General features: G+C 63.6%; 18 protein-coding genes. 9 read left to right on the forward strand and 9 right to left on the reverse strand.

Translation table 11 applies throughout. The features are described 5' to 3' along the window. The first annotated feature begins 33 nt into the window (after nt 1-33). The 3 genes from AXW67_RS22140 (at nt 34) to AXW67_RS22150 (ending at nt 3,276) form a co-directional block, all read left to right on the forward strand. Nucleotides 34-441 (forward strand): DUF1304 domain-containing protein, encoded by a 408-nt coding sequence (locus tag AXW67_RS22140; protein WP_063679549.1) that lies wholly within the window; start codon nt 34-36, stop codon nt 439-441. A gap of 135 nt (nt 442-576) precedes the next feature. Next, nucleotides 577-1,803 carry an ABC transporter substrate-binding protein gene (locus tag AXW67_RS22145; RefSeq protein WP_063679589.1) on the forward strand — a complete coding sequence of 409 codons (1,227 nt, stop codon included), beginning with the start codon at nt 577-579 and terminating at the stop codon, nt 1,801-1,803. Nucleotides 1,804-2,049: 246 nt separating this feature from the next. Then, nucleotides 2,050-3,276 carry an ABC transporter substrate-binding protein gene (locus tag AXW67_RS22150; RefSeq protein WP_063679550.1) on the forward strand — a complete coding sequence of 409 codons (1,227 nt, stop codon included), beginning with the start codon at nt 2,050-2,052 and terminating at the stop codon, nt 3,274-3,276. A gap of 129 nt (nt 3,277-3,405) precedes the next feature. On the opposite strand, the gene AXW67_RS22155 is transcribed toward AXW67_RS22150, so the two are convergent. Continuing rightward, complete coding sequence (locus AXW67_RS22155) at nt 3,406-3,831, reverse strand: DUF1330 domain-containing protein (RefSeq protein ID WP_063679551.1); 426 nt, start codon at nt 3,829-3,831, stop codon at nt 3,406-3,408. Between the two features lie 166 nt (nt 3,832-3,997). On the opposite strand from AXW67_RS22155, the gene AXW67_RS22160 reads away from it, so the two are divergent. Beyond that, nucleotides 3,998-6,217, forward strand: a complete 2,220-nt coding sequence (locus AXW67_RS22160; protein WP_063679552.1) for a transglycosylase domain-containing protein — start codon at nt 3,998-4,000, stop codon at nt 6,215-6,217. A 315-nt stretch (nt 6,218-6,532) separates the two neighbouring features. Then, nucleotides 6,533-7,198 (forward strand): hypothetical protein, encoded by a 666-nt coding sequence (locus AXW67_RS22165; protein WP_063679553.1) that lies wholly within the window; start codon nt 6,533-6,535, stop codon nt 7,196-7,198. Nucleotides 7,199-7,403: 205 nt separating this feature from the next. Here AXW67_RS22165 and AXW67_RS22170 read toward each other — a convergent pair whose 3' ends face one another. The 4 genes from AXW67_RS22170 to AXW67_RS22185 all read right to left on the reverse strand — a co-directional run bounded on the left by AXW67_RS22170 (nt 7,404) and on the right by AXW67_RS22185 (nt 11,531). Then, a complete protein-coding gene (locus AXW67_RS22170) occupies nt 7,404-8,243 on the reverse strand; it encodes a M48 family metallopeptidase (protein WP_027549936.1) in 840 nt (279 codons plus the stop codon). 217 nt (nt 8,244-8,460) lie between these two features. Continuing rightward, the gene (locus tag AXW67_RS22175; RefSeq protein ID WP_027549937.1) at nt 8,461-9,789 is read right to left on the reverse strand and encodes a polyhydroxyalkanoate depolymerase; all 1,329 of its coding nucleotides are present in this window, start codon (nt 9,787-9,789) and stop codon (nt 8,461-8,463) included. A gap of 120 nt (nt 9,790-9,909) precedes the next feature. Further along, on the reverse strand, nt 9,910-10,728 hold the full coding sequence (locus AXW67_RS22180; protein WP_063679554.1) for an ABC transporter permease: 819 nt from the start codon (nt 10,726-10,728) through the stop codon (nt 9,910-9,912). Further along, nucleotides 10,725-11,531 (reverse strand): ABC transporter ATP-binding protein, encoded by an 807-nt coding sequence (locus AXW67_RS22185; RefSeq protein WP_063679555.1) that lies wholly within the window; start codon nt 11,529-11,531, stop codon nt 10,725-10,727. The genes AXW67_RS22180 and AXW67_RS22185 overlap by 4 nt, the downstream gene beginning before the upstream one ends. Before the next feature lie 107 nt (nt 11,532-11,638). On the opposite strand from AXW67_RS22185, the gene AXW67_RS22190 reads away from it, so the two are divergent. Further along, nucleotides 11,639-12,949 carry an ActS/PrrB/RegB family redox-sensitive histidine kinase gene (locus AXW67_RS22190; protein ID WP_063679556.1) on the forward strand — a complete coding sequence of 437 codons (1,311 nt, stop codon included), beginning with the start codon at nt 11,639-11,641 and terminating at the stop codon, nt 12,947-12,949. A 103-nt stretch (nt 12,950-13,052) separates the two neighbouring features. Next, nucleotides 13,053-13,607 carry an ActR/PrrA/RegA family redox response regulator transcription factor gene (locus AXW67_RS22195; RefSeq protein WP_063679590.1) on the forward strand — a complete coding sequence of 185 codons (555 nt, stop codon included), beginning with the start codon at nt 13,053-13,055 and terminating at the stop codon, nt 13,605-13,607. 130 nt (nt 13,608-13,737) lie between these two features. Here the strand turns inward: AXW67_RS22195 and AXW67_RS22200 are convergent, their stop codons facing one another. Together AXW67_RS22200 and AXW67_RS22205 are read right to left on the reverse strand one after the other, a co-directional pair. Further along, nucleotides 13,738-14,229: an MmcB family DNA repair protein gene (locus tag AXW67_RS22200; RefSeq protein WP_063679557.1), complete on the reverse strand. Its 492-nt coding sequence runs from the start codon at nt 14,227-14,229 to the stop codon at nt 13,738-13,740. A gap of 100 nt (nt 14,230-14,329) precedes the next feature. Then, entirely contained in the window at nt 14,330-15,931 is a 1,602-nt protein-coding gene (locus tag AXW67_RS22205; RefSeq protein WP_063679558.1) for an alpha-amylase family glycosyl hydrolase, read from the reverse strand. A 171-nt stretch (nt 15,932-16,102) separates the two neighbouring features. Here AXW67_RS22205 and AXW67_RS22210 point away from each other — a divergent pair, with 171 nt between their 5' ends. Beyond that, nucleotides 16,103-16,783 carry an MBL fold metallo-hydrolase gene (locus AXW67_RS22210; protein WP_063679559.1) on the forward strand — a complete coding sequence of 227 codons (681 nt, stop codon included), beginning with the start codon at nt 16,103-16,105 and terminating at the stop codon, nt 16,781-16,783. A 185-nt stretch (nt 16,784-16,968) separates the two neighbouring features. Here AXW67_RS22210 and AXW67_RS22215 read toward each other — a convergent pair whose 3' ends face one another. Then, nucleotides 16,969-17,343 (reverse strand): winged helix-turn-helix transcriptional regulator, encoded by a 375-nt coding sequence (locus AXW67_RS22215; RefSeq protein WP_063679560.1) that lies wholly within the window; start codon nt 17,341-17,343, stop codon nt 16,969-16,971. Nucleotides 17,344-17,541: 198 nt separating this feature from the next. Between AXW67_RS22215 and AXW67_RS22220 the strand changes: the two genes are divergently transcribed. After that, nucleotides 17,542-17,847: a hypothetical protein gene (locus AXW67_RS22220; protein WP_245315662.1), complete on the forward strand. Its 306-nt coding sequence runs from the start codon at nt 17,542-17,544 to the stop codon at nt 17,845-17,847. Between the two features lie 79 nt (nt 17,848-17,926). On the opposite strand, the gene AXW67_RS22225 is transcribed toward AXW67_RS22220, so the two are convergent. Next, nucleotides 17,927-19,114: an extracellular catalytic domain type 1 short-chain-length polyhydroxyalkanoate depolymerase gene (locus tag AXW67_RS22225; RefSeq protein WP_063679591.1), complete on the reverse strand. Its 1,188-nt coding sequence runs from the start codon at nt 19,112-19,114 to the stop codon at nt 17,927-17,929. Nucleotides 19,115-19,139 lie beyond the last annotated feature (25 nt).

Below are 19,139 nucleotides of genomic sequence, written 5' to 3' on the forward strand. Positions count from 1 at the left end.
GTCAGAACAGATATCGCACGTGACACATGAGGCATGCTAGCGTCCACCCGAAAGCTGACGTTTGAGTGGGGGCTCAACTTGAACTTGATCGCCAATATCCTGGTGGCGCTGGTCGCCGCACTGCACGCCTATTTCCTGATCCTGGAGATGTTCCTCTGGGACAAGCCGCAGGGCTTGAAGGTCTTTCGCAATACGCCGGAAAAGGCCGAGATCACAAAAGTGCTGGCCGCCAATCAGGGGCTCTATAACGGCTTCCTCGCGGCCGGGCTGATCTGGGGCCTCGTCCACGGCAATCCGGCCTTTGCGTTCCAGATCAAGGCATTCTTCCTCGTCTGCGTCATCGTGGCCGGCGCTTACGGTGCAGCGACCGTCAGCACACGCATCCTGATCGTGCAGGCACTGCCGGCGGCGGTCGCGCTGGTTGCGCTGTTCCTCGCCTGAAGACGCTACGGCGCGGCGCCGCGATCCTTGCGCGGTACCTCGCCTTCCTCCACAATCTTCGGCAGCGATGGCGACCGTTGCAATCAACGGAAAAAGACCGTCGGCAGAAAATTCCGTCAGGAGGAACATCCCAACATGAACAATCGCAGAGTTTTCATAACTGCCACGGCGGCGCTCGCTTTCGCCTTCTCCGCCAGCCAGGCACTCGCACAGAAGAAATACGACACCGGCGCCAGCGACACCGAGATCAAGATCGGCCAGACCGTGCCGTTCTCCGGCGCCTATTCGGTCTACGCCAATATCGGCAAGACGCAGGCCGCCTATTTCAAGATGATCAACGATCAGGGCGGCATCAACGGCCGCAAGATCAACCTGATCCAGTATGACGACGCCTATTCGCCGCCGAAGACCGTCGAGCAGGTGCGCAAGCTCGTCGAAGGCGACGAAGTGCTGTTCACGTTCCAGCTCATCGGCACCGCCGCCAACGCGGCCGTGCAGAAATATCTCAACGGCAAGAAGGTGCCGCAGCTCCTGGCCTCCACCGGTGCCGCGCGCTTCAACGATCCCAAGAACTATCCGTGGACCATCGCCTATAATCCCAACTACGTGTCCGAGGGACGCATCTACGCAAAATACATCCTCGCCAATCACCCCAACGCCAAGATCGGCGTGCTCTACCAGAACGACGATATGGGCCGCGACTATCTCGCGGGGCTCAAGAGCGGCCTCGGCGACAAGGCCGCCAGCATGATCGTCGGCGAGGTGTCCTACGAGGTCACCGACCCCACGGTCGACTCGCAGGTGGTCAAGCTGAAGTCGATGGGCGTCGACCTCTTCTACGACGCCTCGACCCCGAAATTCGCGGCACAGGCTATCAAGAAGCTCGCCGATCTCGGCTGGACGCCGGTGCACATCCTCGACATCAATGCGAGCCCGATCTCGGCGACGTTGAAACCTGCGGGCCTCGACATCTCCAAGGGCATCATCTCGACACAGTACGGCAAGGAGCCCGTTGATCCGCAGTGGAAGGACGATCCCGGCGTGAAGGCCTTCTTCGCCTTCATGGACAAGTATTTCCCGGAAGGCGACAAGCTCAACACGGTCAACACCTATGCCTATTCCGTGGCCGAGCTGCTGGTCCAGGTGCTGAAGCAATGCGGCGACGACCTGACGCGCGAGAACGTCATGAAGCAAGTCGCCAACATCAAGGGCTTCACCCCGAGCCTGGCGCTGCCCGGCATCAAGATCAGCACCGGGCCGGACGATTATCGCGTCAACAAGCAGATGCAGATGATGAAGTTCAACGGCGAACGGTGGGAGCTGTTCGGCCCGGTCATCGAGGACGCCGGTCCGTCGGGCTAGCCTCTTCGTAGGGTGGGTTAGCCCGCGGCTGCGCGGAGCGCAGTCCGCTAGGCGTAACCCACCTCTTCACCGCATGTCGACAGAAGTGGTGGGTTACGCTTCCGCTAAGCCACCCTACGAACTCTTAACATGCGTCGACCTTGCGTCGCAGCAACGGCTCCGCCACACTCCGGCGCAGCGATGGCGTCCGGTGCTTAACAGCGCGCTGGACAGACCGTCGGCAATAACAATCCGAGGAAACTGCGAATGAGGAATGGAGTTCTGCACCTGGTCACGGCGACGGCGCTGGCTATGGCGCTGTCGGTCTCAGCGGCCAGCGCCCAGAAGAAATACGATCCGGGTGCCAGCGATACCGAGATCAAGGTCGGGCAAACCGTGCCGTTCTCAGGGCCCGCGTCGGCCTATGCCACGATCGGCAAGACCCAGGCCGCCTATTTCAAGATGATCAACGACCAGGGCGGCGTCAACGGACGCAAGATCAACCTGATCCAGTATGACGACGCCTATTCGCCGCCGAAAGCGGTGGAGCAGGTGCGCAAGCTCGTCGAGAGCGACGAGGTGCTGCTGACCTTCCAGATCGTCGGCACGCCATCCAACGCGGCCGTGCAAAAGTACCTCAATGCGAAGAAGGTGCCGCAGCTCTTTGCAGCGACCGGCGCCTCGAAGTTCACCGATCCGAAGAACTTCCCCTGGACCATGGGTTACAATCCCAACTACTTCGTCGAGGGCCGCATCTACGGCCAGTACATTCTGAAGGAGCATCCGAATGCCAAGATCGGCATCCTCTATCAGAACGACGACCTCGGCAAAGATTACCTGAACGGGCTCAAGGCTGGCCTCGGCGACAAGGCCGCCAAGATGATCGTGGCGGAAACGTCCTACGAGGTCTCCGATCCGACGGTCGATTCGCAGATCCTCAAGATCAAGGACGCCGGCGCCGACCTGTTTTTCAGCGCCACGACGCCGAAGCAGGCGGCGCAGGCGATCAAGAAGATCGGCGAAATGGGCTGGCACCCGGTGCAGATCGTCGACATCAACGCCACCTCGGTCGGCGCGGTGATGAAGCCCGCGGGCCTCGAGGCCGCCAAGGGCGTGATCAGCGTCAACTACGGCAAGGATCCGCTCGATCCGACCTGGAAGGACGATCCCGGCATGAAGAAGTATTTCGACTTCATGGCCAAGTACTATCCGGACGGCGACAAGGATTCGAACTTCAACGTCTATGGCTATGGCACCGCCCAGCTCCTGGTGCACGTGCTGCAGCAGTGCGGCGACAACCTCACCCGGGAAAACGTCATGAAGCAGGCGGCTTCGCTAAAGGACGTGACCGGCGACACCGGGCTGCCCGGCATCAAGGCCAACACCACGGCGACTGACTACCGCGTCAACAAGCAGCTTCAGATGATGAAGTTCAACGGCGAGCGCTGGGAACTGTTCGGTCCGATCCTCGAGGATGCGGGCCCGGCGGGTTAGTCGCACATTGTAGGGTGGGCAAAGGCGCGCAAGCGCCGTGCCCACCACCTCTCCACGATCGCGATGGAAGTGGTGGGCACACCCCGGGGTGCGCATTCGCGCACTCCGGGGCTTTTCCCACCCTACGAATCACGAAGGTATCTCCCCAAAGTTCTTCCCCACCTGCAGCACCGCGTGCCGGATCAGCCGCGAGTCCTCGACCGCGGCCTGCCGATGCTTCACCGCTTCCCGATAGACGGGATCGCGGATCATCTCGACGAAGGCGGCGACGCTCGGGTATTCGGCGATGAAGCAGTGGTCCCAGCGCTCCTCCTGCGGACCGATCAGCATCAGCTCGAATTTGCCCTGCCAGACGATGCGGCCACCGAGGCGCTCGAACACCGGACCGCTCTCGCGACCATAGGCCGCATAGGCTTCCGCACCGGTCGCCTTGCGGCCGTCGGGGTAGGCCGCTTCCTTCCGCAAGCGCACCAGATTGAGCATGTGGGTCGGACCCGGGCGGTCATTGTCCCGGAATTGCGCGAAGATTTCCTTGGTCGGATCGATATGGCCCATCTCGAGTTCCCTCATCTTTGTGCCGCCGATCCTAGCTTCGTCACGCGGAGTGCGGAACGGAATCTCCGCGCCGCCGCACCTCCTAATCGCGCATTAAGCTTTGGGTAACCGGGTCTTAAACCGCGACCGCTAGCGTGCGGCAGGGCGGCTGACTGGGCGTTTGCGTATGGCGTGGGGAAAGAAAAAGGGCGGGCGGAAAGAGCCGCTGTTCGGCTTGCCCGCGGCGCTCGCCGATCTGCGCCTGACCGCGGCGGATCGTATCCCGAACGCCGAGGACGATAAGCCGAAGAAATCAGCCAAATCATCCGCCAAGCGCAAAAGCGATGATTCCGACGCCGAGCCGCCGCGCGAGCGCAAGGCGCAGCCGAACCGCAGCAGCGCCAAGCGCCGGTCGAAGTCGCGCAGAGGTCTTGGCATCGGCCGCCTCGTCTATTGGGGCGCGGTGCTCGGCCTGTGGGGCGCGATCGCCGTGATCGGCGTCGTGATCTGGGTCGGCGCCCATCTGCCGCCGATCCAGTCGCTGGAGATTCCCAAACGGCCGCCGACGATCCAGATCGTCGGCATGGACGGCAGCATGCTTGCACAGCGCGGCGAGATGGCCGGCGCCAATGTCGCGCTGAAGGACCTGCCGCCCTATCTGCCCAAGGCCTTCATCGCCATCGAGGACCGCCGCTTCTATTCGCATTTCGGCATCGACCCGGTCGGCATCTTGCGCGCAGCGGTCACCAACGTGCTGCATCGCGGCGTGTCGCAGGGCGGCTCGACGCTGTCGCAACAGCTCGCCAAGAATCTGTTCCTGACCCAGGAGCGCACCTTCCAGCGCAAGCTGCAGGAGGCCGAGCTCGCGATCTGGCTGGAGCGCAAGCATTCCAAGAACGAGATCCTGGAGCTCTATCTCAACCGCGTCTATTTCGGCTCCGGCGCCTACGGCGTCGAGGCCGCGGCGCAGCGCTATTTCGGCAAGTCGGCGAAGAACGTCACCATTGCCGAAGCCGCGATGCTGGCCGGCCTCGTCAAATCGCCCTCGCGCCTTGCGCCGAACCGCAACCCCGAAGGCGCGGAAGCGCGCGCGCAGGTCGTGCTGGCCGCGATGGCGGACGCCAAGTTCATCACGGAAGCGCAGGCCCAGGCCTCGATCGGCCATCCCTCGTACAACGTGAAGCCGGTCGGCGCCGGCACCGTCAACTACGTCGCCGACTGGATCGGCGAGGTGCTGGACGACCTCGTCGGCCAGATCGACCAGAGCATCACGGTCGAGACCACGATCGATCCGAAACTCCAGAGCGTGGCGGAAGCCGCCATCATCGACGAGCTGGCGGCCAAGAGCGTGAAGTTCAACGTCAGCCAGGGCGCGCTGGTGGCGATGACGCCTGACGGCGCGGTGCGCGCCATGGTCGGTGGCCGGAACTATTCCGAGAGCCAGTACAACCGCGCGGTCACCGCCAAGCGCCAGCCGGGTTCCTCGTTCAAGCCATTCGTCTACCTGACCGCGCTCGAGCAGGGGCTGACGCCGGACACGATCCGCCAGGACGCGCCGATCGAGGTCAAGGGCTGGAAGCCCGAGAACTATACCCATGAATATTTCGGCGCGGTCACGCTGACGCAGGCGCTGGCGATGTCGCTCAACACGGTCGCAATTCGCCTCGGCCTCGAAGTCGGGCCGAAGAACGTGGTGCGCACCGCGCACCGGCTCGGCATCTCCTCGAAGCTCGAGCCCAACGCCTCGATCGCGCTCGGCACCTCCGAGGTCTCGGTCGTCGAACTGGTCGGCGCCTATGCGCCCTTCGCCAATGGCGGCTTCGCGGTGGCGCCGCATGTGGTGACGCGGATCAAGACGGCTGAAGGCAAGCTGCTCTACATGCGCCAGCCCGACGAGCGCAACCAGGTGATCGAGCCGCGCTATGTCGCGATGATGAACACGATGATGCGGGAGACGCTGATCTCCGGCACTGCCAAGAAGGCGGAGATCCCGGGCTGGATGGCGGCCGGCAAGACCGGCACCAGCCAGGATTACCGCGATGCCTGGTTCGTCGGCTACACCGCCAACCTCGTCACCGGCGTCTGGCTCGGCAATGACGACAACTCGCCGACCAAGAAGGCGACCGGCGGCGGCCTGCCGGTGGAGGTCTGGTCACGGTTCATGCGCACGGCGCACGAGGGCGTGCCGGTGGCAGCCTTGCCGAACTCGCAAGGTAGCTGGGGTCTGTCGAACCTCGCGCAGGCGGCGTCGCAAGTCTCGGCACCGGCACCGTCGGCAGCGCCCGCGCCGGCCCCGGCGAACAACGGCGGCTATCGCCCGCCACCCACGCGCGCGAATGTGCGGCCGGAAGCGGCGGCGGGGCTCGATGGCTGGCTGATGGACCGGCTGTTTGGCGGCAACAGGTAGCCTCGGCCTGAGGTCTTCGTGACGTCAAAGCCAAAATCTCGAAAACAACCCCATGCAAAGTAGCCGGTGATTGCCGGCGCGATGCGAGGTGGAATTTGCGAAGTTATTGACGCGTCGGATCATTCGGTCGCGCGATGCCACAAGCCTGCGATCCGCGGCTCGGAGAGGCAAGTCCTGCCTACGGCGGCAAGACTTACCGAGGCCGGGGTATCCCTGAACGCCAAAACTCCAGTCCCTTCAAGCTCCCATCATCGGCCCAGGATTTGCTCCCTTAGGTTGTGCTGAGGAATTGAGTTTATTGCCGAGGAGCGTTCCATGATTTCAGGCCTAGCCAGTGCGGCGTCGACTTATCTGCGCCCTGCATCAACGCCCAGTTCAAATGCGACATCGACAGCGGGCGTCCAATCGGAGGTGTCGGCTGCAAGCGACGCGGCGACCGGTGGCCCCCGGATCGACGTCTCCCAGCTCAAGCCGCTGCAAGGTGCCAAGCCAATATCGGCGGCGGACAATCCCGTTCTGCGCGACCTGATGGCGACGAACTGGCTGATGTCCCACGGCGCGACTGCAACTCAATCGTCCGTCGCGGACAATGCACCCGAGAACACTTATGCTCGGGTGACGGTTAACGGCAAGGTGGTTGCCACTCTGTACAATGGCGGGTCGTCGGCAATGACCAACGAGGCGGCCGCAAGGATCGGCGACCTCAAGGACCCTCCGGATCTGAGCGGACCAGATCTGGCGCAGTGGCGGGCCGACAGCTACGCCAAGCTGCTTGGTGGCACTGTCGAAAAGGCTCCCACCGCGATCACGCAATCGCAATGGACGCCGCGTGAAAGCAGTTCCGCGGCTTATAGCCGCGATCAACTCGACGCGGCCTTCCAGGCGATGCTGGCCGAGGGCCAAAAGGCCACTGCGCAACGGCAATCGCCGTATCTCGCGTCACCCACGCCGCCGGGGACAAGCGCGGATTTCAACGCCTGACCCTGGAGATGAATTGTTGTCGGCGCCTGGAAGGGCGCAGACGTCGCCGCATTTTCAACTGTCATTCCCCGCGAAAGCGGGGAATCCAGTACGCCGCGGCTTCTCCGTAATGCGTCACTGCCTCTGGAATACTGGATCGCCCGCTCCAGTGCGCAATTGCGCACAAGGCGGGCGATGACAGCGTCAGTTGGGGCACCAGCGAGCCCTAATCCTCGATCCCGTACCGGTGCAGATCGTTGCCGTGGGTGTCGAGCCACTTCTTGGCGCGCTCCATTGACGGGCAGACCTTTCCGCACACGCGCCAGAACCGCGCTGAGTGGTTCATCTCGACGAGATGGGCGACCTCGTGGGCGGCGAGATAGTCGAGCACGAAGGGCGGCGCCAGGATCAGGCGCCAGGAGAATGACAGCGAGCCCGCCGAGGTGCAGGAGCCCCAGCGGCTCGATTGGTCGCGGATCGAGAGCCGCTTGACCCTGACGCCGAGCTCGGCGGCATAGGCTTCGGCCGAACGCTGCAGATCGCGCCGCGCCTCGCGCTTGAGGAAGTCATGGACGCGGCGATCGACATGATCGAGACCGCCGGCGACGCAGATGATGCGCTCGCCGCTATCGCGCACTTCCGTCCACACCGTCCCGCGAATGCCGGCGCGATGCACGATGCGATGGGACACGCCACGCAGCGGTATCACTGTGCCCGCCTGGAAGGGTGCTGCCTTCGGCAAACGGCCGAGGCGTGCCGCGATCCACGCGCCGTGGCGCTGCGCGAAGTCTTTGGCTTCGGCGAGTGTGCCCCGCGGCGGCATTGTAAGGATGGCTTCGCGATCGCTCGGATGAATTCTGAGCGTGTAGCGACGCGCGCGGCGGTGCCGGCGCAATCGGATGGCAAAATATTGCGATCCGTGGGTGATCAGGAGGGTCTTTGGTTCGTGGGGCCGCCGATAGAGGAGCGCGCGAGTGGCCATGTCTGTGAGTCCGGGGAGCAGGAGTTCGCCCGGATTCTGCCATAACCGCCGCCAGGGAAAGCGCTCGGCGCAAAAACAAATCATTTGCCCAATATACAGGGGTTGGCGGGCCGGGAGACCCTACAGACTGGGGTTGGAACCCCAATTTTTCGCCCCCGCCCGGCGCATGCGGCCTCCCCAAGGGTTGAGGGAAGACTCACTCCTATAAGACTACCTAAATACCGCGAATCTGGCGGTATCGCAGCCCTGTCGAGACCTGCGACAGGGGCCGAATTTACAGCGGGAAAGCCGAAAAACGCGGCTATTCGGCAGCGAGAGCCTGCGCCGCCTTCGGATTCGCGGCCGAGACCATGAAATCATGAATCCGCGGCACGATTTCCGACTTGAAGCGCGAGCCGTTGAACACGCCGTAATGTCCAACACCCTTCTGGACGTAGTGAACGCGGCGATGATCAGGAATCGAACTGCACAATCCGTGCGTTGCTTCGGTCTGACCGAGACCCGAGATGTCGTCGTTCTCGCCTTCGACCGTCATCAACGCCACGCGCGTGATCTTCGAGGGGTCGACGCGTGTTCCGCGATGGGTCATCTCGCCCTTCGGAAGCGCGTGCTTCACGAACACCGTGTCGACCGTCTGCAGATAATACTCCGCCGAGAGGTCCATCACCGCGAGATATTCGTCGTAGAAGTCGCGATGCTTGTCGACGAGGTCGCCGTCACCCTTCACCAGATTGGCGAAGAGCTGCTTGTGCGCGTCCATGTGACGGTCGAGATTCATGCTGATGAAGCCGTTGAGCTGCAGGAATCCCGGATAGACGTCGCGCATCATGCCCGGATGCGGGAACGGCACCTTGCTGATGACGGTGTTGCGGAACCAGTCGATGCCGCGCTCTTCGGCGAGCTTGTTCACCGCGGTCGGATTGCGACGGGTGTCGATCGGCCCGCCCATCAGCGTCATCGACAGCGGCACGAACGGGTCGCGCCGCGCTTCCATGATCGAGACAGCAGCGACGACCGGAACGGAAGGCTGGCACACCGCCATCACATGGGTGTTGCCGCCGAGCACGTGCAGCATCTCGATGACGTAGTCGATGTAGTCGTCGAGATCGAAGCGGCCCTCGCTGAGCGGCACCATGCGGGCGTCGGCCCAATCGGTGATGTAGACCTCATGCGCCGGCAGGAAGGCTTCCACCGTGCCGCGCAGGAGCGTTGCATAGTGGCCGGACATCGGCGCCACGATCAGCACGCGCGGCTGCGGGCTGCGCAGCGGGCGGGTGAACTTGCGATCGAAGTAGAGCAGCCTGCAGAACGGCTTTTCCCAGACCGGGCGGATCTCGACGGGGACCCGGATGCCGTTGACCTCGGTGTCGTCCAAGCCCCATTCCGGCTTGCCGTAGCGGCGCGTGGTGCGCTCGAACAGCTCGCAGGCCGCTGCCACCGACTTGCCGACCTCGGTGTGCGCCCAGGGATTCATGGGATTCTGAAACAGGATCTTGGTGGCGTCGGTGACCGCGCGTGCCGGGTTGAGAGAGGCGTGCGCCATCTCGTACATCCAGTACATCGGCGTCGTCAGGACCGGACTGCCTTCGGCCGCCAGGGGCGGTGCGCCGCCAAACTCACCAATGGGCATATTCAATTCCTCTCGCATCGCAGCATACTGCCGAATGCGTAATATTGCGTCAATGTATGCTTCCGTACATTTACGTAGCCCGAATGGATAAAACAGCGAAAATCCACGGGAAAGTGACGACTATTCACCGCTCGAGAGCAGTGACCCGTGCTTCTTGGCGCTGCGCAAAAGGGCAAGGAATGCCCAAAAGGATGCAACCAGGAGGCCGGCATTGATCGCCAGCGCATCCAGCATCAGGTCGGTCCGGAAGGTGTGCTCGATCAGGAGCGCGCGCATCCCCTCGAACACATAGGTCGGCGGCAGCGACCAGGCGACATATTGCAGCCAGCCGGGCAACACGCTGACGGGATAGTAGATGCAGGCGAGCGGCATGACCGCGAACATCAGCGTCCAGACAATGCTCTCGGCCCCCAGGCCGTTCCTCAGGACGAGGCCGGAGACGAAGATGCCGACCGCCCAGCTCGTGAAGATCAGGTTGCAGAAGAAGGCGATCAGCGGCAGGCCGAGGCTGTAAACGTTGAAGTGAAACAGGAACAGCGCGAGCAGCGTCATCGGAATGACGCCGATCGCGAGCCGGATCAGGCTCATGATCATGAGCGCGAGCAGAAATTCGATCGGCTTCAACGGGCTCATCATGAGATTGCCGAGGTTGCGCGCCCACATCTCCTCCAGGAAAGAGATGGAGAAGCCGAGCTGCCCCCGGAACAAGATGTCCCACAGGATGACAGCGCCGATCAGCGTGCCGCCGGCGCGCGCGAAGAAATTGGCATTCTGCGCGATGTAGAGCTGAAGGAAGCCCCACGTGATGACTTGGAGCGCCGGCCAGTACAGAAGCTCCAGGAGCCGCGGCCAGGATGACATCAGCAGGTACCAGTAGCGCAGGATCATCGCGCCGATACGGTGCATGGACAGGCCGCGATGGAGGGCGGCCTCTCTCATCGCGCCGCCTCTTCGCGGACGCCGTTCACGCGTCCGCGCGCGACGTCCAGGAACACGTCCTCCAGCGTCGAGCGGTTGTAGCGCGCCATGATGGCCTCGGGCGTGTCGTCGTCCTCGACGCGGCCGCGCTTCATGATAATGACGCGGTCGCAGAGCCGCTCGACCTCGAGCATGTTGTGCGAGGCAAGCAGGATGGTGGCGTTGTTGTCCTTGCGGTAGCGCTCCAGATGCGCCCGCACCCAATCGGCAGTATCAGGATCGAGCGAGGCGGTCGGCTCGTCCAGCAGGAGCAGCTCGGGCGTATTGATCAGCGCCTTGGCGAGCGCAACGCGGGTCTTCTGTCCGGCGGAGAGCTTGCCGTTGGCGCGGTCGATGAACTCGGTGAGATCGAGATCGTCGGCCAGCTTTGCGATGCGGTCGGACAGATTCTTCACCGCATAGAGCTTGCCGAAGATGGTGAGGTTCTGCCGCACGGTCAGCCGCATCGGCATGTCGACATAAGGGCTCTCGAAATTCATCCGCCCCAGAACCTCGGCGCTCTCCTCCGGCATGGCGTGGCCGAGCACGCGCACGCGCCCCGAGGTCGGCAGCACCAGGCCCATGATCATCGCGATGGTGGTGGTCTTGCCGGCGCCGTTGCCGCCCAGAAGTCCCGTGATGCTGCCGGGCGGCAGGGTGAATGAGATACCGTCGACGGCGCGGGTCTGCTTGTAGACCTTGACGAGATGGTCGACCTCGATCGCCGCGGGCGGGGAGCGGTCCGCGACAGTGAGCCGACTTGAAGCCTCGTCATTCTCGGTCATGCTGGGCGTTCTTCTGCTATTGCAGCGGCAAGCGCAAGGCTTGTAACCAGACGGATTGTGTGAGCCACCGTGTTTGTGATCGAGAAGGCGCCGCCCCATTGGCCGATATGACCGAAATCGCCACGTCCGAATTCCGCCCCTCACAGCGGCATATCCGCCTGGACACGATCCTGCGGCTGCGCTGGCTCGCTGTGCTCGGCCAGCTTGCCGCGATCTTCATCGTGGCGCAGGGGCTCGAGTTCAACGTCGAGATCGTTCCCTGCGTCAGCATCATCGCCCTGTCGGCAGCGCTCAATCTGGTGCTCCAGACCGCCGCCAATCCGATGCAGCGGCTCGCCCCGGTCCACGCCGCCGCACTGCTTGCACTGAACATCGTGGAACTGGCCGGCCTGCTCTTCTTCACCGGCGGATTGCAGAACCCGTTCTCGTTCCTGTTCCTCGCCCCCGTGCTGATCTCGGCGACCGCGCTGCCGGCCCGCCTCACCTTCGGCCTTGGTCTATTGGCCGTCGCCTGCGCCTCGATCCTTTTCTTCTTTCATCTGCCGCTGCCCTGGGACTCGGACGATCCCCTGGTGCTGCCGCCGATCTATCTCGTCGGCGTCTGGCTCTCGATCGTGCTCGCGATCGGCGTCACCAGCCTTTACTCCTTCCAGGTCACCGAAGAGGCGAGGAAGCTTGCGGACGCGCTTGCCGCAACCGAACTGGTGCTGACGCGCGAGCAGCATCTGACCCAGCTCGACGGGCTGGCGGCGGCCGCCGCGCATGAGCTCGGCACGCCGCTCGCCACGATCTTCCTGATCTCGCGCGAGCTGGAGAAGACGGTGAGGGACCCGAGCTTTGCCGCCGACCTGAAAACCTTGCGCGAGCAGACGCAGCGCTGTCGCGACATTTTGAGCAAGATCACCCAGCTCTCCTCCACCGGTGCGCCGTTCGATCGCATGAAACTGTCGGAGCTGATCGAGGAGGTGGTGGCCCCGCATCGCGATTTCGGCGTCGCGATCAAGGTTCGGATTGCGGTGGCCGCCGCGGCCGAGCCGGTCGGTTCGCGCAACCCGGCGATCCTCTACGGCGTTGGCAACATCGTCGAGAACGCCGTCGATTTCGCCCACACCACCGTCGAGGTGAATGCCTGGTGGAACAACGACACGATCGAACTCGTGATCTCGGACGACGGTCCCGGCATCCCGCCCGATCTCCTCAACCGGATCGGCGAGCCCTATCTGTCGCGGCGCCGCACCCAGGACGAGGGCGGCGGCCTCGGGTTGGGTGTGTTCATCGCGCGCACGCTGCTCGAACGCACCGGCGCCAAGGTCTCGTTTACCAACCGGACCTTCCCGGAACACGGTGCGGTGGTTCAGATCACGTGGCCCAGGCAGCGTTTTGAGGCTATCGAGACGCTTGAAGAAACAATAGGATAGACCGCGACCTTGCGTCGCACGGAAGGGCTGATCGACTATCGACGGCCTTGGCACCGACAGATTGTGACGCCATATGTAGATGCGCTGGAGAGAGGACAAAACCTTGAACGCCATCGCCGAACTGAACGAACAGACCGACCGCTCGCTGCTCATCGTCGAGGACGACAAGCCGTTTCTGGAGCGGCTGTCGCGGGCGATGGAGACGCGCGGATTTTCCGTGACGTCGTGTGACACGGTGTCCGACGGATTGGCACAGATCGGCAAAGCCGCGCCGGCTTTCGCCGTCGTCGACCTCCGGCTCGGCGACGGCAACGGTCTTGACGTCGTCTCCGCGCTGAAGAAGAAGCGGCCCGAGGCGCGCGCGATCGTGCTGACCGGCTATGGCAACATCGCCACCGCCGTCACCGCGGTGAAGATGGGCGCGATCGATTATCTCTCGAAGCCCGCCGATGCCGACGACGTCGTCGCGGCGCTGCTCTCGACCAGCACGGAAAAGTCCGAGCTCCCGGCGAACCCGATGTCGGCCGACCGCGTGCGTTGGGAGCACATCCAGCGCATCTACGAGATGTGCAACCGTAACGTCTCGGAAACCGCGCGCCGCCTCAACATGCACCGCCGCACGCTGCAGCGTATTCTGGCGAAGCGCGCGCCGAGGTAACCTCTGACCTTGTAGGGTGGGCAAAGGCGCGCAGCGCCGTGCCCACCACTTATGCTTCGACCTGATTGGCTGGAATTGGTGGGCACGCTTCGCTTTGCCCACCCTACCGGAATCCGCGTTCGCGGTACCGCTACTCCCAAAAATCTGCGTGCCCCTGCGGATCGACCAGCCGGTTGATCCTGAGCGCTGCCGCCATGGCGAAGCGCACGGTCATCTGCTTGCGCGTCGGCGCCGGCAGCTTGTGCTCGGGCGCCTCGCAATGCAGATGCGCGCCGTAGGCGTCCGCGATGATCAGGCCGGTGTCTTGCGGAAATATCTCGCAAGGAAGATCCTGCGTGAAGGCGAAGAACAGCCGATCGCAATGGGCGCGGTATTCGTGCCATTTCTGGTCGGCGCGCAGATCCTCGACCGACGACTTGATCTCGACGATCCAGATCTCGCCGCGCTCGTTCAGCGCCACGAGATCGGCGCGTCGGCCCGACGGCAGCGGCAATTCGCTGATGCAGGTGAAGCCCAGCGAACGCAACAGCCGCGCCGTGCCGCGCGCGATCGCCAGCGCCGTCTCTGACTGGCGGCGGTCCGGCGGCGGCACGAGGGCGATGTTGCGGGCGGTACTGTCCATGGGGGCAGCTTAGCCGATTCCGCGGTGGGCGCACATCGTTCGATGGAGGGGAGCTGCGGCCCATTCTCAACTGTCGTCCCGGCGAAGGCCGGGACGACGCCTAAGAGGCCGGCCCGACCAGCACCCCTTCGTTGCCGCGCAGATTCAGCATGCCTTCGAGCCGTTCCCCTTCCCGATCCAGATACGTTGAGAGCAGAATCTCGCTGCCAAAGCGGATCGCGCTGGTGGTGACGGCGATCGGTTCGGGGCCGAGATTGAGCGCGACGATCACCGCGCGGTCCTCGGTCTTGCGGCGATAGAGCAGCAGGTCGCCCTGCGCCGAGATCGGAACGTAATCGCCCGACACCAGCGGCGGACAGGCCTTCCGCAAGGCGATCAGGCGCTTGTAGAGATTGAGGATCGAACGCGCGTCAGCTTGGAGATTGACGACGTTTTCATGGATATGGTCCTCCGGCAGCGGCAGCCATGGCCTCGTGCCCGAGAAGCCGCCGGCCGGCGATGAATCCCACTGCATCGGCGTGCGACAGCCGTCGCGGCCGACGCCGATGCCGGGCACGTTCTTTTCGAAGGGATCGCGGACATCCTCCGGCGCGATCGCAAGCTGATGCATGCCGATCTCGTCGCCGTAATAGAGCGTCGGGGTGCCGCGCAGCGTCAGCAGCAGCATGGCGGCAACGCGGGCCTGCTCGGGGCCGACACGGCCCGCCACCCGCGGACGATCGTGATTGCCGAGCACCCAGTTCGGCCAGGCGCCCTTCGGCAGCGTCTTCTCGTAATCCTCGATGATCTTCTCGATCGAGCGCGCGCTCCAGAAGGTCGAGAGCAGCGCGAAGTTGAACGGCATCTGCGCGCCGGCGAGGTCGTTGCCGTAATAGGCCATGAGCCGGTGCAGCGGCAGATAGATCTCGCCGATCAGCACGCGCGCGTCATAGGCGTCGGTGACGCGCCGCATCTCGGCGATGACGTCATGCACCTCGGGCTGGTCGGTGGAATATTGCGTGAGGATCGTCTCGTTCGGCGGCCGGCCCTCGACATAATGCGGGTTCGGCGGGTTGTCGCGGAATTCGGCATCCTTGATCAGATGCCAGATCACGTCGACGCGAAAGCCGTCGACGCCTTTCTCGAGCCAGAACCTCATGACGTCATAGATCGCCGCGCGCACCTGCGGGTTGCGCCAGTTGAGGTCCGGCTGCTGGGCGAGGAAGGCGTGATAGTAATATTGACCCGTCGTCTCGTCGAAGGCCCACGCGCTGCCGCCGAACTCGGACAGCCAGTTGTTCGGTGCGCCACCATCGGGTCCGGGGTCGCGCCAGATGTACCAGTCGCGCTTGGGGTTGTCGCGCGAGGCGCGGCTCTCGATGAACCAGGGATGCTGGTCCGAGGTGTGGTTCGGCACGAGATCGAGGATCAGCTTCAGGCCCCTGTCATGCGCGGCGGCGAGCAGCGCATCGAAATCCTCCATGGTGCCGAACAGCGGATCGATGCCGGTGTAATCGGAAATGTCGTAGCCGAAATCGACCATCGGCGAGGCGAAGATCGGCGACAGCCAGATCGCGTCGACGCCGAGCGATTTCACATAGGACAGCCGCTGGAAGATGCCGGCGAGATCGCCGACGCCGTCACCATCACTGTCCTGAAATGAGCGCGGGTAGATCTGATAGAAGATGCCGTCGCGCCACCAATTCTCGCCGCCCTGAGCCATGCCGGAAACACCAACCTGATATCTTCCCTGCGCGAGAGAACGCGGAAGGAACGTCCCGGTTCAAACCAGCAAGCCAATTGGGACGGCCATATGACGCCAGGCACGGCTGTTCCTCGGTCCGGGCGCGAATCTTTTGCTTGGCGGCCCGTTAAAAATCGGCATTGTGCGGCCATGACCGAGCAAAATGACACCCAAGAATCCCGACAAGCCAAGGCGGGCGCGATCATCGTTCCCGTGACGCTGTTCGAGCAGAACTGCACCGTCATCTGGGACGAGCCCGGCAAGAAGGCCGTGGTGATCGATCCCGGCGGCGACGTGCCGAAGATCCTCGAGGCGATCAAGCAGACCGGCGTGACGGTCGAGAAGATCTGGCTGACGCACGGCCATATCGACCATGTCGGCGGCGCCGCCGAATTGCGCGATGCGCTGAAGGTGCCGATCGAGGGCCCGCATGTCGCGGACAAGTTCCTGCTCGACAATGTCGTGGAGAGCGGCGCGCGCTTCGGCATGACCGGCATGCGCAATTTCACCCCCGACCGCTGGCTCGACGAGGGTGACAGCGTGTCGATCGGCGGCCTGCAGTTCGACATCCTGCACTGCCCCGGCCACTCGCCCGGCAGCGTGGCGTTCTTCAACAAGGAGCTGCGCTTCGCCCATGTCGGCGACGTGCTGTTCGCAGGCTCGGTCGGGCGCACCGACCTGCCCGGCGGCAATCACGCGACCTTGATCAATTCGATCAAGACCAAGCTGCTGCCGCTCGGCGACGACGTCGGCTTCATCTGCGGCCACGGCGCGGGCTCCAGCATCGGCCAGGAACGGATGACCAACCCGTTCATCACCGGCGCGATGTAACTTTACTGAGCCACGAGCACACGCCCTCATCCTGAGGAGCCCGCGACGAGCGGGCGTCTCGAAGGATGGCTGCGGGTAAGGGCCGGGCCTGAATGGTTCGCCCGGCGATGCAAAGCATCGTCCGGAGACGCGCGTTCCGCGCTCCTCACCATGAGGGTCTTGTGACGCAGTAAGTTCAGGCCACGCTATTCGGCGGCGTCCGCCAACGCCGCCGGCTCGCCGAGGTGACGCTCGCCCCACTCGCGGATCGCGGCAACGACCGGCACGAAACTCTTGCCCTTGCGGGTCAGGCGATATTCCACCTTGGGCGGCACCTCGCCGAAGTCCTTGCGGTCGATCAGGCCGCTCTCCGTCAGCGCCTTCAGTTCGCGGCTGAGCACGCGCGGGGTGATCTCGGAGCTGCCGGCGGTCCCACGCAAAAGACCGCTCCGGATCTCGCCATAGCGGCGCGGGCCGTCCTTCAGGTCCCAGACGATGCGAAGCTTGTACTTGCCGCTGATCATCTTCTGAAAGGCCGCGACCGGACAGGTGCGCAACGGTGCCGCTCTTGCCTTCGCCATGTCGTCTCCTCCATGCGCCAGCCATTCTTGTTTTGACGCGTTTTCCTTACGCGAACCGGTATCCACTTCGCTCGAAAACGCTATGCGATGAGGATAGGAGGGGCGGCAAAAAAGTCCATACTATCAATTTTGTCCATACTTGCAGGACTGCGCGTTGGGCCGCAGATGATGACGCACAAGACGAACAGGGAGCGTCACATGAAGCACTTCATGATCAAATATCGGTTCAGGAACGGCACGACGGAGGCCTGGCACCAGGAGATCGGCCGCTTCATCAAGGCGATCAACGACGATCCGGAGCTGAAGGGACGGATCGGCTATCGCTGCATGAAGAACCGCGACGACGACAACTATTTCCATATCGCCAGCGTCAGCGACGACGCCGCGCAGAAGACGCTGCAATCGCGCGACTTCTTCAAGCACTATACGGAGATGACGCGGAAGGTTGCCGGCGGCGAGGTCACGGTCACGCCGATCGAGGTGATCGATCAGACCGAACTCTGATCCGCAGCGCTGCCAAAATTCAGGTATCGTCCCGGCTCCCCGTGCACAATTGCGCACCAGGCCGGGACGACGACAAAAACTACTTCATCAATCCCGCCGCGGTCAGCGCCCGTGTGATGAACGCGCCGAGATCGAAGCCGCGGCTCCGCTTGCGCTTCGGCTCGGCCGGCTGCTCGGCCATGGCCGAGCGGATCGACCGCGCAAGGTGGGGTGCGGGCGACAAGGTCGCCGCCGGTTTCGCGGCAACGGCCGGCCTTGCCGTCGGCTGCTTGGTCTCGGCATCGCGGATCCAGTCGGTCAGGCCGAAGAATTTCGCGATGTGATAGGACGAGGAGATGCCGGCCTCGATGAGGAACGCGCCTTCCACGCCATAGCGGTGATCGTTGTCGGCAATGCCGAGCGGGGTGCCATGCGCCATGTCGGTGATGGTGTAGGACTCCACGAGCGTCTCGCCGTTCTTGTTCCACCAGGCCTGGCGCGGATAGCCGTCGACATCGGTCTCCGCCATCGGCTCCGCCGGCAGATCGTGCAGATCAAGCCACTGCTTGACGATCTCGTTCGCGTTGCTGGGATTGACGGTGCGGTCGGCGCTGCCGTGCCACACCGAGATTTTCGGCCAGGGGCCGCGATGATCCGAAGCGTTGCGCACGAGATCGCCGAGCGCGCCCGCCGAGCGCTCCGGTGAATGGAACATGCCGTCCAGCGCCTCGCGCAGGTTGGACGCGATGCCATAGGGAAGTCCGGCGATGACGGCGCCGGCCGCGAAGATTTCCGGATAGGTCGCAAGCATCACCGACGTCATGCCGCCGCCGGCGGACAGGCCGGTGATGAAGACGCGGCGCGGATCGATCTCATGCGCCGCGACCATGTGCGCGATCATCTCGCGGATCGAGTGCGCTTCGCCGCTGTCACGCGCGGTATCCTCCGGACTGAACCAGTTGAAGCAGGTGTTGCCGTTGTTGACGCGCTGCTGCTCCGGCATCAACACGGCAAAGCCATAGTGGCTCGCGAGCGTCGACCATCCCGCACCGAGATCGTACGACGCCGCGGTCTGGCCGCAGCCATGCAGCACGACGACGAGCGCGCGCGGCTGCTGCAACTGCGCCGGCACGAACGCGAACATGCGCAAATTACCGGGATTGGCACCGAAGCTCGTGACCTCTTCCAGGGGGCTGGAGGAATCAGCGCTCCGGCCGAACTCGGCAAGGCGCAGACCGTCCAGCTTTGGCAGACGTCTTAACAGATCGACATTTCTTGCTAACGACACGGCAACTTCCTGGTGGGCGACTTTC

Source organism: Bradyrhizobium neotropicale (assembly GCF_001641695.1).
In the GTDB taxonomy this organism is placed as follows: domain Bacteria; phylum Pseudomonadota; class Alphaproteobacteria; order Rhizobiales; family Xanthobacteraceae; genus Bradyrhizobium; species Bradyrhizobium neotropicale.